This is a genomic window from Nocardioidaceae bacterium SCSIO 66511 (assembly GCA_023100825.1).
Lineage (GTDB): Bacteria > Actinomycetota > Actinomycetes > Propionibacteriales > Nocardioidaceae > Solicola.
In genome coordinates, this window is record CP095846.1 from 678,085 (window position 1) to 692,227 (window position 14,143).

General features: G+C 67.7%; 12 protein-coding genes. 8 read left to right on the plus strand and 4 right to left on the minus strand.

Annotated elements, in window-relative coordinates:
- Positions 1 to 339 precede the first annotated feature (339 nt).
- Genes MU582_03180 through MU582_03190 form a run of 3 tightly spaced genes read left to right on the plus strand, consistent with a single transcriptional unit; the run spans position 340 to position 3,013 of the window.
- Positions 340 to 696 (plus strand): sterol carrier family protein, encoded by a 357-nt coding sequence (locus MU582_03180; protein ID UPK75659.1) that lies wholly within the window; start codon positions 340 to 342, stop codon positions 694 to 696.
- Entirely contained in the window at positions 696 to 1,616 is a 921-nt protein-coding gene (locus tag MU582_03185; GenBank protein UPK75660.1) for an AEC family transporter, read from the plus strand. Before MU582_03180 ends, MU582_03185 begins: the two co-directional genes overlap by 1 nt.
- 59 nt (positions 1,617 to 1,675) lie before the next feature.
- Positions 1,676 to 3,013: a dipeptidase gene (locus tag MU582_03190; protein UPK75661.1), complete on the plus strand. Its 1,338-nt coding sequence runs from the start codon at positions 1,676 to 1,678 to the stop codon at positions 3,011 to 3,013.
- 198 nt (positions 3,014 to 3,211) lie between these two features.
- Here MU582_03190 and MU582_03195 read toward each other — a convergent pair whose 3' ends face one another.
- Together MU582_03195 and MU582_03200 are read right to left on the minus strand one after the other, a co-directional pair.
- Positions 3,212 to 4,765 (minus strand): long-chain-fatty-acid--CoA ligase, encoded by a 1,554-nt coding sequence (locus tag MU582_03195; GenBank protein UPK75662.1) that lies wholly within the window; start codon positions 4,763 to 4,765, stop codon positions 3,212 to 3,214.
- Between the two features lie 78 nt (positions 4,766 to 4,843).
- Positions 4,844 to 6,097 (minus strand): hypothetical protein, encoded by a 1,254-nt coding sequence (locus MU582_03200; GenBank protein ID UPK75663.1) that lies wholly within the window; start codon positions 6,095 to 6,097, stop codon positions 4,844 to 4,846.
- A gap of 151 nt (positions 6,098 to 6,248) precedes the next feature.
- Here MU582_03200 and MU582_03205 point away from each other — a divergent pair, with 151 nt between their 5' ends.
- From MU582_03205 to MU582_03220, 4 genes are all read left to right on the plus strand, one after another.
- Positions 6,249 to 7,769, plus strand: coding sequence for a protein kinase (locus tag MU582_03205; GenBank protein UPK75664.1), 1,521 nt, complete (start codon positions 6,249 to 6,251; stop codon positions 7,767 to 7,769).
- A 56-nt stretch (positions 7,770 to 7,825) separates the two neighbouring features.
- Positions 7,826 to 9,319 (plus strand): amidophosphoribosyltransferase, encoded by a 1,494-nt coding sequence (purF, locus tag MU582_03210; GenBank protein UPK75665.1) that lies wholly within the window; start codon positions 7,826 to 7,828, stop codon positions 9,317 to 9,319.
- Entirely contained in the window at positions 9,316 to 10,374 is a 1,059-nt protein-coding gene (purM, locus tag MU582_03215; protein UPK75666.1) for a phosphoribosylformylglycinamidine cyclo-ligase, read from the plus strand. Before purF ends, purM begins: the two co-directional genes overlap by 4 nt.
- Before the next feature lie 113 nt (positions 10,375 to 10,487).
- Positions 10,488 to 10,679, plus strand: a complete 192-nt coding sequence (locus MU582_03220) for a DUF3073 domain-containing protein (GenBank protein ID UPK75667.1) — start codon at positions 10,488 to 10,490, stop codon at positions 10,677 to 10,679.
- Positions 10,680 to 10,689: 10 nt separating this feature from the next.
- Here MU582_03220 and fahA read toward each other — a convergent pair whose 3' ends face one another.
- Together fahA and MU582_03230 are read right to left on the minus strand one after the other, a co-directional pair.
- Entirely contained in the window at positions 10,690 to 11,904 is a 1,215-nt protein-coding gene (gene fahA, locus MU582_03225) for a fumarylacetoacetase (GenBank protein UPK75668.1), read from the minus strand.
- Entirely contained in the window at positions 11,901 to 12,761 is an 861-nt protein-coding gene (locus MU582_03230; GenBank protein UPK75669.1) for a hypothetical protein, read from the minus strand. Before MU582_03230 ends, fahA begins: the two co-directional genes overlap by 4 nt.
- Positions 12,762 to 12,827: 66 nt before the next feature.
- Here MU582_03230 and MU582_03235 point away from each other — a divergent pair, with 66 nt between their 5' ends.
- On the plus strand, positions 12,828 to 14,111 hold the full coding sequence (locus tag MU582_03235; GenBank protein ID UPK75670.1) for a homogentisate 1,2-dioxygenase: 1,284 nt from the start codon (positions 12,828 to 12,830) through the stop codon (positions 14,109 to 14,111).
- Positions 14,112 to 14,143: the final 32 nt, after the last annotated feature.

A 14,143-nucleotide genomic window follows, 5' to 3' on the forward strand; every position in this document is an offset into this window, starting at 1 on the left:
CGTCACAGATCCCCGGGAGTCGACGGCATCGCGTCAGGTTGCGGCGCAGTCCAAGCACGCTCGGCGTCCGAGGCCGCTCAGCCAGGTGCGTACCGGCAGCGGCCAGGCACCGCCCAACCGTCGGACGCGTTTAGCCAGACTGCACCTGCGACATGCGTTTCCGTCGTGTCCGACCTCGTACGACCGCGCCGCGTTGGAGAGCCCGCGGCGGACTTCCTGATCGCGCTGTCGGGCGACGTCGTTCATGAGCTGTGCTGGCGTCATGGCGCTATCAGACAACCTGAACAGCGATTGAGGTCAAGTTTTCGTCGCGTACCTGGTGAGTCGTAGGATCGCTCGGTGCCCGTACGCCTGACGCCGCTGCCGGCTGAGCAGTTCGCAGCAATCCGCGAGCGGATCTCCGCCGGAGATGCCGACCGTGCAGACCTGCGTGCAGCGACGAAGCATCTGCTCGCGCTGCTCAACGAGAAGGCTCCGGGCCACAGTGTTGAGGTACGCGTACCTCCGTACGCGGCAGTGCAGTGCATTCCGGGCGCGCGCCACACCCGCGGCACGCCACCTGCGGTCGTCGAGATGGACGCTCCGACCTGGATAGCGCTGGCTCTCGGCGAGACCGATTGGGCAGCGGCCGTTGGCGCCGGCAAGGTTCAGGCATCGGGCGAGCGCTCCGACATCTCCGCGTACCTGCCCGTCTGATGGGTGGTGTGCTCGAAGGCTTCGGCGTCATCGGCGTCGTGATCGCCGTCGGTGTCCTTGTCGCGCATCTGGGAATCGTCGGCGCGGACGCTCAACTGATGTTGTCGAGGCTCGTCTTCTTCGTCGCGACCCCTGCGCTGCTGTTCGGCCTGATGTCCGATGTCGATGCGGTCGAGGTGTTGTCGACCCGGCTGCTCGTCGCAGCCGCCAGCTTCGCGGTGACGGCGGCCATCTGCATCGTGGTGGCGAAGTCGGTGTGGCGCATGCCGAGGGGTGACATCGCCATTGCGACGATGTCGGCGGCGTACGTCAACGCGGGCAACCTCGGCATCCCGATCGCGGTCTACGCACTCGGGGACGCCTCCGCCGTTGCGAGCGTGATGCTGTTCCAGCAACTCGTGGTCACACCGGTCTCGTTGATGGTGCTCGACCTCGACAGAGATGGGCATCGGCTCACGCGGTTGCAACTCGCGACCCTTCCGCTTCGCAATCCGATGACGCTCGCCGTGATACTCGGGCTCGCGGTTGCGTTGACGGGATGGCAGCTGCCGTCGTTCGCTCGTGAACCGATCGACATGCTCGCCGGAATGGCGGTTCCGAGCATGCTGATCGCGTACGGCGTCTCGCTCCGGCTCGGACCGCGGCCGGGCAACGGCGCGCCGCGCCAGCAGGTGGCCGTCGCGACGGCGCTCAAGCTCATCGTGCAGCCCGCTTGTGCCTACGTCGCCGGTCTACTGCTCGGACTCGAGGGCAGCGCCCTGCTTGCCGTCACGGTCGTGGCAGCGTTGCCGACTGCGCAGAACATCTTCGTGCATGCGACCAGGTACGGACGCTCGCAGCTGTTGGCACGCGACTCGATCTTCGTAACGACGATCTTGGCCGTACCTGTCGTGCTGGGGATCGTCGCTCTGCTCGCCTGACCAGATGACTCCGACCCACGGTGGCACTGCGCAGAGCTGCGACTCGTAGGCTGCGGGACATGTCTGACTCGCTCATCGCCAATGTCGCCGATGTCCTGCCGTCCGTACGCTCCGATCTCGAGGATCTGGTTCGAATCGAGTCGGTGTGGGCCGACCCCGACCGCCACGACGAGGTGCACCGCAGCGCCGAGGCCGTCGCCCGGCTGCTTCGGGAGTCCGGGTTCGCCGAGGTCGAGATCGTCGCGGAGGGTGCGAGCGCACCGGCGGTGATCGCACACCACCCGGCGCCGGCGGGCGCGCCAACCGTTCTGTTGTACGCGCACCACGACGTACAGCCCGAAGGCGACCATGCGCTATGGGAGACTCCGCCGTTCGAGGCGACCGAGCGGGGCGACCGCCTGTATGGGCGCGGGGCCGCTGACGACAAGGCGGGCATTGCCGCGCACCTCGCGGCTTTCCGCGCACACGGTGGCAACCCGCCCGTCGGGGTGACGGTTTTCGTCGAGGGCGAGGAGGAGTCCGGATCGCCCAACCTGGTGCCGTTCCTGAACCGCTTCCGGGATCGGCTCGCCGCCGATGTCATCGTGATCGCGGACTCCGCGAACTGGGACATCGGCACGCCGGCCCTCACGACCTCACTGCGCGGGCTGGTCGACCTCGAGGTCGAGGTACGTACGCTCGGGCACGCCGTGCACTCGGGACTCTGGGGCGGTGTGGCGCCCGATGCGCTCACCGCGCTGTGCCGACTTCTCTCAACCCTGCATGACGATGAGGGCAACGTCGCGGTCGCCGGCCTGCACACCGGCACCGCCGCCGATCTGGAGTATCCGGAGGGCCGGCTGCGCGCCGAGTCGGCGATGCTCGACGGCGTACGTCAGCTCGGCTCGGGGTCCGTCGTCGAACGGCTGTGGGCGAAACCGGCCATCGCCGTGATCGGCCTCGACGCGCCGCGGGCCACAGGTGCGTCGAACACGCTCCTGCCGTCTGCGCGCGCGAAGATCAGCATGCGAATCGCGCCCGGCACCGACCCGCAGCAGGCGATGGACGCGCTCGTGAAGCATCTGCGCGACCATGCGCCGTGGGGTGCCCAGGTGCACATCGAGCCGGGTGAACAGGGCGCTGCGTACGAGATCGACGCCACCGGGCCCGCGTACGACGCGGCACGTGCGGCGTTCCGCGAGGCGTGGGACGGCACGGAGCCGGTCGACATGGGCATGGGCGGGTCGATCCCGTTCATCGCGGAGTTCGCGAAAGCGTTCCCGGACGCCGCGATCCTGGTGACCGGTGTCGAGGACCCGGACACCCGCGCACATGGGGTCAACGAGGGCCTGCACCTGGCCGAGTTCGAGCGGGTCTGCGTTGCGGAGGCGCTGCTGCTCGCCAAACTCGCTGAGTAGTCACTCCTGCACGGCTGAGTCGTCAGTCGTACGCGGTCTGTTTTAGGCGCCCTCCGGTTTTGTATCTATCACGCATAGGTCCAATAGGTTTGTACCTCTGCGTGATAGATACAAAATCCCGGGAACCCGCACCAAACCGTGCACCCGCGTACGCGCCAGACCCGGCTGCGCCGGAGCGTTCCAACCGAACGTCCGGGCTCATTGGCCGTCGGCGGCGGGCCAGTACAGCTTGCGCAGCTCGCGTTTGAGGATCTTGCCGGTCGGGTTGCGCGGTAGTGCATCCACCACGTCGACCGACGACGGGCATTTGTAGTGCGCTAGCTGCTCCCGGGAGTATGCGATGAGCTCATCGGGTTCGATCACCGAGCCGGGCTTGAACGCCACGACCGCCTTGACCGACTCGCCCCACCGCTCGTCGGGTACGCCGATCACAGCGAGCTCGGCGACCGCCGGATGTTCGGCGAGTACGCGCTCCACCTCCGGACAGTAGACGTTCTCGCCGCCGGTGATGATCATGTCCTTGAGGCGGTCCTCGATGTACACGAACCCGCCGTCGTCGACCCGGCCGATGTCACCGGAGCGCAACCAACCGTCCACGATGACGTCCGCCGTCGCCTCGGGTTGGTTCAGGAAGCCCGCCATGCACTGGTCCGAGCGGAACCACAGCTCCCCGCTCCGGCCCGGCGCAACGTCTTGCAGCGTCGCCGGATCGACCACCCGGAGCTCGGCGCCCGGAAGGACGGTACCCGCCGACAGGATGCGTTCTGGATGCTCCGGATCTTCGTGTGCCTCAGGAAGCAGATGCGTGATGACGCCGGCCATCTCGGTCATCCCGTAAACCTGCAGGAACTTCGTATCCGGCCACGCCTGCTGTGCGGCACGCAGTACCGGCGGCGGCATCGGCGACGCGCCGTAGGTGAAGAGCCGCAGCCGCGAGAACAGCTTGATCGCATCTTCGCCGGCCGCCAGGATGCTGGCCGCGACGGCCGGTACGAGGAACGCGTGGTTGGCGCCGCCCATGATCGCCGCCGCCAGGGCAGCCGGCTCCGGATCGCGGGTCATGATCGAGTGAACCCCGTCGTGCAGCCCGAACATCACGTACGAAGTGCCGCCCACATGGAACAGCGGCATCGCGACCAGGCAGACGTCGCCGACTTCGAACTCCCAACCCTCATGGGCGTTGCGCGTATGCGTCATCAGGTTCCGATGCGTCAGCATCACGCCCTTCGGGTGGCCGGTCGTACCCGAGCTGTACATCACGAGGCATACGTCATCGGGCTGCACGGAGTCGAGACGGCCGATCGGATCCTGGTCGGCCAGCCACTGCTCGTACTCGTCGCCGCCGTCGGGCGCGACCTCGATGACGCGCTCGACCGATGTCAGCCGGTCTCGGATCGGGTCGACGGCGGGCATCAGCTCCGAGCCGACGAACAGCACGCGGGCGCCCGAGTCGTTGATCGTGTAGTCGAGCTCGTCGCCGGCGAGCCGCCAGTTGATGATCGCGTGCGCTGCGCCGATTGCCGATGCCCCTAAGGTCACCTCGACGCATGCCGGGTGGTTCTTGTCGAGAAACGCGACCCGGTCTCCGTGGCGTACGCCCGCGGCGACCAGACCCGCTGAGACTCGCCCGACTCGGTCGGCGAGCTGCGACCACGTCCAGGTGCGTTCGCCGTACGTCAAGGCCGGGTCGTCCGGTTTCGCCTGCGCCCAGTGCTCGACGCGGTCGGTGAGGTAGACGGCGGCGTCCGGCATGGTGGCTCCCTGGTGCTCACACATCGGGTGGGCCGACTGTGACACGCATCACCTAGTCACGCAATGGGTGCGAGGTGACTACTTGCGCGCGCCGTCCAGGCGCAGGAACCACCGGGTCACCGCGGCAGTGCCGGCGACGTTCGTGCCGAGGTGCCTGGAGCCGCCGTACGTGGGGCGGCCGGGGAGCCGGACCGGGATCCGGGCGCCCGTCGTACGAAACGACTTGCGACAGCTCCACGTATTGGCGGTCGCGGCTTGCTCGTCCTGTCGTGCTGCGTACAAGCGAGTCGGTGTGGCGGGGCGCCAGTTCTTGCACACGCTGTCGGCGACCCGAAGCGCCTTGCGCAGCCGGCGCGGCGGGTGCTCGAGAAGCGCGCGCCCGCGATCGGTGAGAAGCCGGTCGAGGTCGCCGGGTAGCTTCGCCAGCATCTGCGCGCCCGGAGTCGAACCGTCGAAGACTCGCTCCACTCGACCGGCATACGGGCGTTTGAAGACGTCGGTCGGATCGTCGTACAGACCGTGCAGCCGATTCCAAGCCACCAGGAAGTACGCCGCGTACGCCACGCTCATCTTGGGTTCGAGTCGCCCTTGCAGCATCGCCGGGATCTCCGCCCCTGCCAGGTCGTACGCGCCGCTGATCGGTGCGGTTGCGGCCGGCCGAAACCACCGGTGATCGGCTCGTTGCAACCGCCGCGCCGTACCGAGAGCGGCCGAAGCGCCTTGCGAGAAGCCTGTGACGTACGCCCCGCGCTTCAGCTCGCGTCCTTGCCGACGAGCAAGCATGCGTGCCGCACGAAGCAGGTCGACTGACGCCGAGGTCTCTGATGGCACGTGCATCCAGGGATGCGTGCCCGGACTCGCACCGAGCCCGAGGTAGTCGGGGAGCGCCGCGGCAAACCCGGCCGATGCGTACGTGAGCCCGGGCGAGGTGAGGAAGTCATCGGAGAATCGCGATGCTACGTCGTGCCGATAGCTCGTCGTCCCATGTGCGTACGACACGACGCGTAGTCGACGCTTGGCGCTGTCGGGAAGCGCGACGAGCCCGCTGGCGATCGTCGGCTCACCGTCGACGGCGACGGTGCGGTAGACGACTCGGTACGTATCGACGCCATGCCGGGTGTGAGATGCGTCCCAGCCAGCCTTGTGGAGGTAGCGATTCACCTGCTTTTTGGACAGTTCTCGGACCTTCTCGGCCGAAACGAGCCGGCCGCGATCGTCGGCTCCTGCCCGGATCGCGGGCCGCCCAGTAGAGTCGTCTGCGGTGGCGGGTGCGGCACTCAAACCGACCGCGAGGGCGGCTCCGAAAGCGGTACAGGTTCGTAGGATCGTCATGCAGTCGACGCTAAGTACGGCCGGCCCGCGATTCGATGGCGCAGCATCTACGAATGACGTGGACCTAGCACCATCGACGCGCCTCGTTGGCGCGTGCGACACGCGTGGAACCATAGATGCATACGCATGAGACATCACGAAGGGAACAGGGATGGACACGGCCTCTGATCTGCCGGAGGGCACCCGTCTGGGCGAGCGCTATCGCTTGGGCAACGTCCTCGGACGCGGCGGTATGGCGGTCGTCTACCGGGCCGAGGACGAGTTGCTCACTCGGCACGTCGCGGTCAAGGTGATCTCCGGCGCTTCGGCGACTCCGGACGCTCTGCAGCGGCAGTTCTCCGAGGCACAGATCGGTGCCAAGCTGAACCATTCCGGTCTGGTCGCCGTGTACGACGTGCAACCGAACGCGACGCCACCGTTCATCGTGATGGAGCTCGTCGAGGGCATGACGCTGTCCGATGCGCTCAAGCGCGGCACGCTTCGGCCGGCGGCGGTCGCCGAGATCGGGGCGCAGCTGTGCGAGGCGCTCGCGGCAGTGCATGACGCCGGGATCGTGCATCGCGATATCAAGCCGTCGAACGTGATGCTGGTCTCCGACGACGCACACACCGTGAAGCTCACCGACTTCGGCATCTCCTTGCTGGTCGACTCCACTCGTATCACCGCAGCCGGCAGCCTCGTCGGCACGGTTCGCTACCTATCGCCCGAGCAGGTCCTCGGCCAGCGCGTCGATCGGCCCACCGACATCTACGCGTTGGGGCTCGTGCTGATCGAGTGCCTCACCGGCGAAAGCGTCTTCCCCGGTACGCAGACCGAGACGATGTCTGCGCGACTGCACCGAGACCCCGATATGCCGACGAACGTCGGCCCGGACTGGATCCGCGTACTCCAGGCGATGACCGCGCGCGAGGCGTCGCAGCGTCCGGACGCGCGTACGGCGGCCTCCGCACTCCGCGATCTCGCAGCCGGGCGTACGCCAAGTGCCCTCGGCGTCGCTCCGGTCCCCGCGGCGACGCAGGCCGTCGCGGCCCCGCCGGCAGACCAGACCCGCGCGCTCACTACGCCGATGGCAGCGGCAGCACCCGCCGCCGACCCGACTGCCGAAACGCCGGTCGCGCATCGTGATGACGATGGCCGTCGCCGTGGACGTACGGTGCTGATCGCGGTGCTGGCGGTCGTGGCGATCATCATCATCGGCGCAGTGCTCGTCCAGGCGATGCCGTCCGGTGACTCGAGCGACGACGATCCGAGTGACACGCCGACGTCCGGTCAGACCGACGACCAGGGCAATACCGACGATGGTGGCGGGCAGACCGACGACGGCGGACAGACCGACGACGGCGACACGGGCGACTCCAACACGAATGAGCCGACGGATGATTCCACCATCACCGATGGCACCGACGAGCCCACCGACGAACCGACGGACGAACCAACTGACGAACCCACCGACGAACCGACCGACGAACCGACCGATGAACCCACGCTGAGCCCCACCGAGGACTCCACCGGTGAGGCGACCGACGGGTCCACCGAAGGCTCGACCCAAGGCACGGACGACGGCACCGGCGAGGGGCAGACGGACGGTGGGGCTCAGGGGCAGACCGACGGCACGACACAAGGCCAGACCGACGGTACGACGCAGGGCCAGACGCCCGACGGCGGACAGTGATCGACCCGACCCACCGTGGGTCATCGCAAGGCCTCTGAGTCGCCTACACTTGGCACGTGCCACGCGGAGACGGTCGACTCACGCATGACCTCGACCCCAACGATCTCGGTCCCCAAGACGCCTGTGGAATCTTCGGCGTATGGGCTCCCGGCGAAGAAGTCGCCAAGCTTTCGTACTTCGGGCTGTACGCGCTGCAGCACCGTGGCCAGGAGTCGGCAGGCATCGCGGTCAGCAACGGTGAGCAGATCCTGGTCTACAAGGACATGGGCCTCGTCTCCCAGGTCTTCGACGAGCCGACGCTGAACTCGCTTTCCGGCCACCTCGCCATCGGTCACTGTCGGTACTCCACCACGGGTGCGAGCGTCTGGCAGAACGCGCAGCCGACGTTCCGTCCGACCTCGACCGGATCTCTCGCGATCGGGCACAACGGCAACCTCACCAACACCCATGAGCTGGCCCAGCTCGCCAAGGAGTGGGCGAGCCAGTCCGGCCAGCTCGACGCGTTCGGCCGGCTGCATGACGTGATGACCTCCGACACCGGCGTCGTCTCCGCGCTCCTCTCGTCTTTTCCCGACCGCACGATCGAGGACGCCGCGATGGATGTCCTGCCGCGGTTGCGGGGCGCGTTCTCGCTGGTCTTCATGGACCAGACGACCGTGTACGCCGCGCGCGACCCGCAGGGCATCCGACCGCTCGTACTCGGCCGGCTGGAGCGTGGCTGGGTCGTCGCGAGCGAGACCGCGGCCCTCGACATCATCGGCGCGTCGTACATCCGCGAGATCGAGCCGGGGGAGTTCGTCGCGATCGACGAGGACGGCGTACGCAGCCGCCGCTTCGCCGAGGCCGAGCCAAAGGGCTGTCTTTTCGAGTTCGTCTATCTCGCCCGGCCCGACACGCTGCTGTCCGACACCCGCCTGTACGAAGTGCGCGCCGAGACCGGCCGACGCCTCGCCCACGAGCTGCCCGTCGAGGCCGACCTGGTCATCCCGGTGCCGGAGTCGGGCACGCCGGCGGCGATCGGGTACGCCGAAGAGAGCGGCATCCCGTTCGCACACGGGTTGGTCAAGAACTCCTACGTCGGGCGTACGTTCATCCAGCCGAGTCAGACGCTCCGTCAGCTCGGCATCCGGCTCAAGCTGAACCCCCTCACCTCGGTGATCGCAGGCAAACGTCTCGTCGTCGTCGACGACTCGATCGTGCGTGGCAACACCCAGCGCGCGCTCGTACGGATGCTCCGTGAGGCCGGGGCAGCGGAGGTGCACGTACGCATCTCGAGCCCGCCGGTCAAATGGCCCTGCTTCTATGGCATCGACTTCGCGAGCCGCTCCGAGCTGATCGCCAACGGCGCCGCGGTCGACGAGATCGCGGAGTCGATCGACGCCGACACCCTGGCGTACATCGCCCTTGACCGGCTCGTCGAGGCGACCGGCGTACCCAATGACCGGCTGTGTCGCGCCTGCTTCGACGGCGTCTACCCCGTCGAGCTCCCCGACGCCGCCCACCTCGGTAAGAACCTGCTCGAGATGCCTGCGGAGGCCATTTCATCGTGACGGACAGCTCGCGCACGACGTATGCCGACAGCGGAGTCTCCATCGAAGCGGGCGACCGGGCCGTCTCGCTGATGCGGGACTGGGTCGAGAACGCCCGGCGCCCCGAGGTTGTCGGTGGCATCGGCGGCTTTGCCGGCCTGTTCGACGCCTCGTCGTTCAAGAACTACGACCGCCCGTTGCTGGCCGCCTCTGCCGACGGTGTCGGTACGAAGGTCGTGATCGCCCAGCGGATGGATGTGCACGACACGATCGGTTTCGATCTCGTCGGCATGCTGGTCGACGACCTGGTCGTCAGCGGTGCGGAGCCGCTGTTCTTGACCGACTACATCGCCTGCGGCACGGTCGTGCCCGAGCGCATCGCGGCGATCGTGAAGGGCATCGCCGAGGCGTGCATCGAGGCGGGCTGTGCGCTGCTCGGTGGCGAGACCGCCGAGCATCCGGGCCTCCTCAGCCCCGAGGAGTACGACGTCGCCGGCTCGACCACCGGCGTCGTTGAGGCCGAGAAGGTGCTCGGCGCCCACCTCGTACGCCCGGGCGATGCCGTGATCGCCATGGCGTCGTCGGGTCTGCACTCCAACGGCTACTCACTCGCCCGCCATGTGTTCTTCGACCAGGCGGGCTGGGAGCTCGAACGCCACGTCGACGAGCTCGGCCGCACGCTCGGCGAGGAGCTCCTCGTACCCACCCGGCTCTATGCGCGGGCCTGTCTGGCACTGGCCGATACGGCCGGTGTGCACGCGATGTCGCATATCACCGGCGGCGGGCTGGCCGCGAACCTCGCCCGCGTCGTACCCGATTCGGTCTCCGTACGCGTCGACCGTTCGACGTGGAGTCCGGCGCCGATCTTCGATCTGATCGGTTCGGTCGGCGAGGTGACCCGGGACGATCTGGAGGCGACACTCAACATGGGTGTCGGCATGGTCGCGGTGTGTGCTGCGGACGCCGCTGAGCGAGTTCTGGCGACGCTGAGTCAGCACGGGATCGACTCCTGGCAGTGCGGCACGGTCACCGAGGGTGGAGGCGGCTCGGTCGGCCTGGTGTCCGATTATCGGTGAGGCATGGCTCACCCCGTCGCGGGCGGGGGTGATGTGCGGTTTCTGGGATACAACAGGTACGGTTGTCGTACGACATATCGACTTACGAGACTGTGTGCGAGGGGGTCGACCCAATGGGGCGCGGCCGTGCGAAGGCAAAGCAGACGAAGGTCGCTCGGGACCTGAAGTACCGCACGATCGAAACGGATTTCGATCAGTTGCAGCGTGAACTTCATGGCGAGGATCGTTCGCATTCGTCGGGTTCTCACGACGATTCGACCGATGATGACCTCGCCGAGTACGGCGAGGACTCGTCTCGCCGATAACGCCGGGAGCTCAGCTCTCGCGTGCCGTGGTCACGGTTCCACGTACTTCCGCCAGGCCAATGCGCCCGCCGGAGTTCGACGGTGCCGTTGCGGTGATGGCGACCTCGTCGCCGTCCTCGAGGAACGTGCGCGTTGTGCCGTCGGCGAGTGCGACCGGGCGGGTGCCGGCGTGGGACAGCTCGACGAACGAGCCGACCTGATCCGACGCCGATCCGCTGATCGTGCCGGACGCGAAGATATCGCCGGTCCGTACGGACGCGCCGTTGACCGTCAGATGCGCGAGCATCTGCGCCGGCGACCAGTACATCGCGGAGTACGGCGGCCGTGAGACGGTCGTGCCGTTCCAGTCGACGGCGAGGTCGATGTCATATCCGGCGCGCTCGCCCGTACGCAGGTAGGCGAGCGGCTCGGGATCCTGGCCGGGCAGCTCGACCCGGGCGGACTCCAGAGCCTGCAGCGGGGTGATCCACGCCGCGATGCTGGTCGCGAACGACTTGGCCAGATGTGGCCCGAGCGGCTGGCCCTCCCAGCCCTGGATGTCACGTGCCGACCAGTCGTTGAGCAAGAACACGCCGAACACGTGGTCGGCGAACTCCTCGGTGGTGACGCGATCGCCGTGCGCGCTCGGCGTACCGATGACGAACCCGAGCTCGGCCTCGATGTCGAGCCGCCCCGACGGGCCGAACGTCGGAGTGTCGTCGGTCGACGCCTTGCGCTGACCGAGCGGTCGTACGACGGGCGTACCGGACTCGACGACGGTGCCGGACCGCCCGTGGTAGCCGACCGGCAGGTGGCGCCAGTTCGGCAGCAACGGCGGGGAGTCCGGCCGCAGGATCCGCCCGAGGTTCGTGGCGTGGTCGATCGAGGCGTAGAAGTCGATGTAGTCGCCGATCTCGATCGGCAGGTGGGTACGAACGTCGGCGAGCGGGTGCAGATGTGGCTCGACTGTGGCTCGGTGGGCGTCGTCGCTGAGCAGCTCGACGAGCCAGGCGCGTGCGGTGTGCCATGCGTCGCGGCCCAGTGCGAGGAACGGGTTGAGGGTCGGCGCCTGCCAGACCTCGCCGAGGTCGGGGCCGAGCCCGAGCGCCGCAATGGGAGCGACATCGAGCGCGTAGTCGCCGATGCGCACCGCGACGCGTGGCTTCGCATCGCCGTGCGACACCACGCCGTACGGGAGGTTGTCGACGTCGTACAGGCCGCCGGCGGCGCCCGGAACCCACGTCATTCGATCAGCCCGAGTTCGCTGAGATCGGTGACCGGCTCGTCGATGCTGCAGCTGCCGAATGAGGTGAACCAGCGTCTGGTCGACTCCGCCGCTGCGTCGTCCCAGCTCAGCAGCTCCGACGCGATCGCGGTGGAGTCGCGTCGCGCGAGGATCTGCGCGGCGTCGTCGGTGCTCGCGCCGTCGAACAGCGCCCGGGTCGCGAGGAGCACGTTGCAGAAGCCGTGCTGCTCGTACCCGTGCTCGGCGTCGGTGTTGCGGACGGCGTGGTGGAGCCCGGCGGTGAGCTTGAATGCGCATTCGCGGTCGAGTGCGGCGTCGATGAAGCGGGCCAGCTCGTGCTCGGAGGGGTGGGAGTCGGCGTACTCGCCCCCGGTACGCAGCTTGAGCCGGTGCTCGTCGGCGGCGATCGTGTCGAGTGCCTCCCACCACGATCCGGTGGGCTCGCGGTCGTACGTACGCGGGACCTCGATCGCCGCGGTCGCTGCCTCGGGTAGCTCGAGGTCGAGCATTCGTACGATCCGCTCGGCGTTGCGGGCGAGGTCGTCTTCGTCGCGCAATGCGATCTCGACCGCGACCACATCGACGTGCTCGTTGCTGGTCGCGTGCGCGATCGCCGGGCCGATTGCGCCGGCTCCGCCGCTGACCACCACGCCGACCTCGATGCGATCGGTGACCGCATCGCCCAGCTCGCGCAGGAATCGGTCGCTGCACAGCAGCGGGCCGACCAGCGGTGCGTACGAGGAACCGAGGTGGTCGTGGTGGGAGGTGATGGCTTGCGGGAGTGGGGCATTGCCGGGCGGGAACATCGCGGCGTCGTCGATGAGGTTGCGCCAGAGCCCTTGCACGTTCGTTGGCATCGGGTGCAGCATAACGTAAGACCGAAAAACGGACTATCCGTCCGAAAAACGAACACGGAGCGACTTGTGGCGCATTACCAGCGGGTCGGGCGCGTACCCGATAAGAGGCACACCCAGTTGCGCGACGACGAGGGCAACCTCTACCGCGAGGAGCTGATGGGCGAGGAGGGCTTCTCGTCCGACTCGTCGCTGCTCTACCACACGGGCGTGCCGTCGGCGCTCGTCGATTCGACCGTGTGGGACCTGCCGGACCAGTCGTTGCAGAGCAACCATCCGCTGAAGGCGCGGCATCTGAAGCTGCACACGCTCTTCGATACCGACTCGAATGACTGGAAGGCCAACGACCCGGTCACCGGTCGCCGGCTGGTGCTCGGCAACGGCGACGTACGCATCAACTACGTCATGGCCGGATCCGCGTCGCCGTACTACCGCAATGCGGTCGGCGATGAGTGCGTGTACGTGGAGAAGGGCGCGGCGACGGTCGAGACGGTCTTCGGGGCGCTGCCTGTGCGCGAGGGTGACTACGTGATCGTGCCGCGGGCCACCACCCACCGCTGGGTTCCCGACGACTCCGCCGGGCCGCTGCGCGCGTACGCGATCGAGGGCAACAGTCACATCGCGCCGCCGAAGCGGTACCTGTCGCGGTACGGGCAGTTCCTCGAGCACGCCCCGTACTGCGAACGTGATCTGCACGGTCCGTCGGAGCCGCTCGTCGTCGACGGCACCGACGTCGAGGTCCTGGTTAAGCACCGGGTTTCGGGGATGCCCGGTGGCATCGGCGGGAGCAGGCTGGTCTACGCGACACATCCGTTCGACGTGGTCGGCTGGGACGGCTGTCTCTACCCGTACACGTTCAACGTCGAGGACTTCATGCCGATCACCGGGAAGGTGCATCAGCCGCCGCCCGTGCACCAGGTGTTCGAGGGCTACAACTTCGTGGTGTGCAACTTCTGCCCGCGCAAGGTCGACTACCACCCGCTCGCCATTCCGGTGCCGTACTACCACTCCAACGTCGACTCCGACGAGGTGATGTTCTACGTCGCCGGCGACTACGAGGCGCGTAAGGGCACCGGCATCAACGTCGGGTCGATCTCGCTGCACCCGGGCGGGTACGCACACGGCCCGCAGCCCAGCGCGATCGAGGGTTCGCTCGGTGCGGAGTACTTCGACGAGCTGGCCGTCATGGTCGACACGTTCCGCCCGCTGGATCTCGGTGAGGCGGGGGTGGAGTCGGATGACGGCGCGTACGCCTGGACCTGGAGCGGCGAGTCGCGTAGCGAGGGACGAGCGGAGCGCGAGCGCGACCAAAAGGATGAGAGCGGCGAGTCGGGTCGGTACTCGATCGGCTAACCCCCCCCGCTGGGCCGCACGTTTCGGCCTCA

Bases quoted from the DNA above. Each gene is read 5' to 3' on its own strand.
- MU582_03185 (UPK75660.1), top strand. From the start codon at position 696: ATGGGTGGTGTGCTCGAAGGCTTCGGCGTCATCGGCGTCGTGATCGCC.
- MU582_03190 (UPK75661.1), top strand. From the start codon at position 1,676: ATGTCTGACTCGCTCATCGCCAATGTCGCCGATGTCCTGCCGTCCGTA.
- MU582_03195 (UPK75662.1), bottom strand. From the start codon at position 4,765: ATGCCGGACGCCGCCGTCTACCTCACCGACCGCGTCGAGCACTGGGCG.
- MU582_03200 (UPK75663.1), bottom strand. From the start codon at position 6,097: ATGACGATCCTACGAACCTGTACCGCTTTCGGAGCCGCCCTCGCGGTC.
- MU582_03205 (UPK75664.1), top strand. From the start codon at position 6,249: ATGGACACGGCCTCTGATCTGCCGGAGGGCACCCGTCTGGGCGAGCGC.
- MU582_03220 (UPK75667.1), top strand. From the start codon at position 10,488: ATGGGGCGCGGCCGTGCGAAGGCAAAGCAGACGAAGGTCGCTCGGGAC.
- fahA (UPK75668.1), bottom strand. From the start codon at position 11,904: ATGACGTGGGTTCCGGGCGCCGCCGGCGGCCTGTACGACGTCGACAAC.
- MU582_03230 (UPK75669.1), bottom strand. From the start codon at position 12,761: ATGCCAACGAACGTGCAAGGGCTCTGGCGCAACCTCATCGACGACGCC.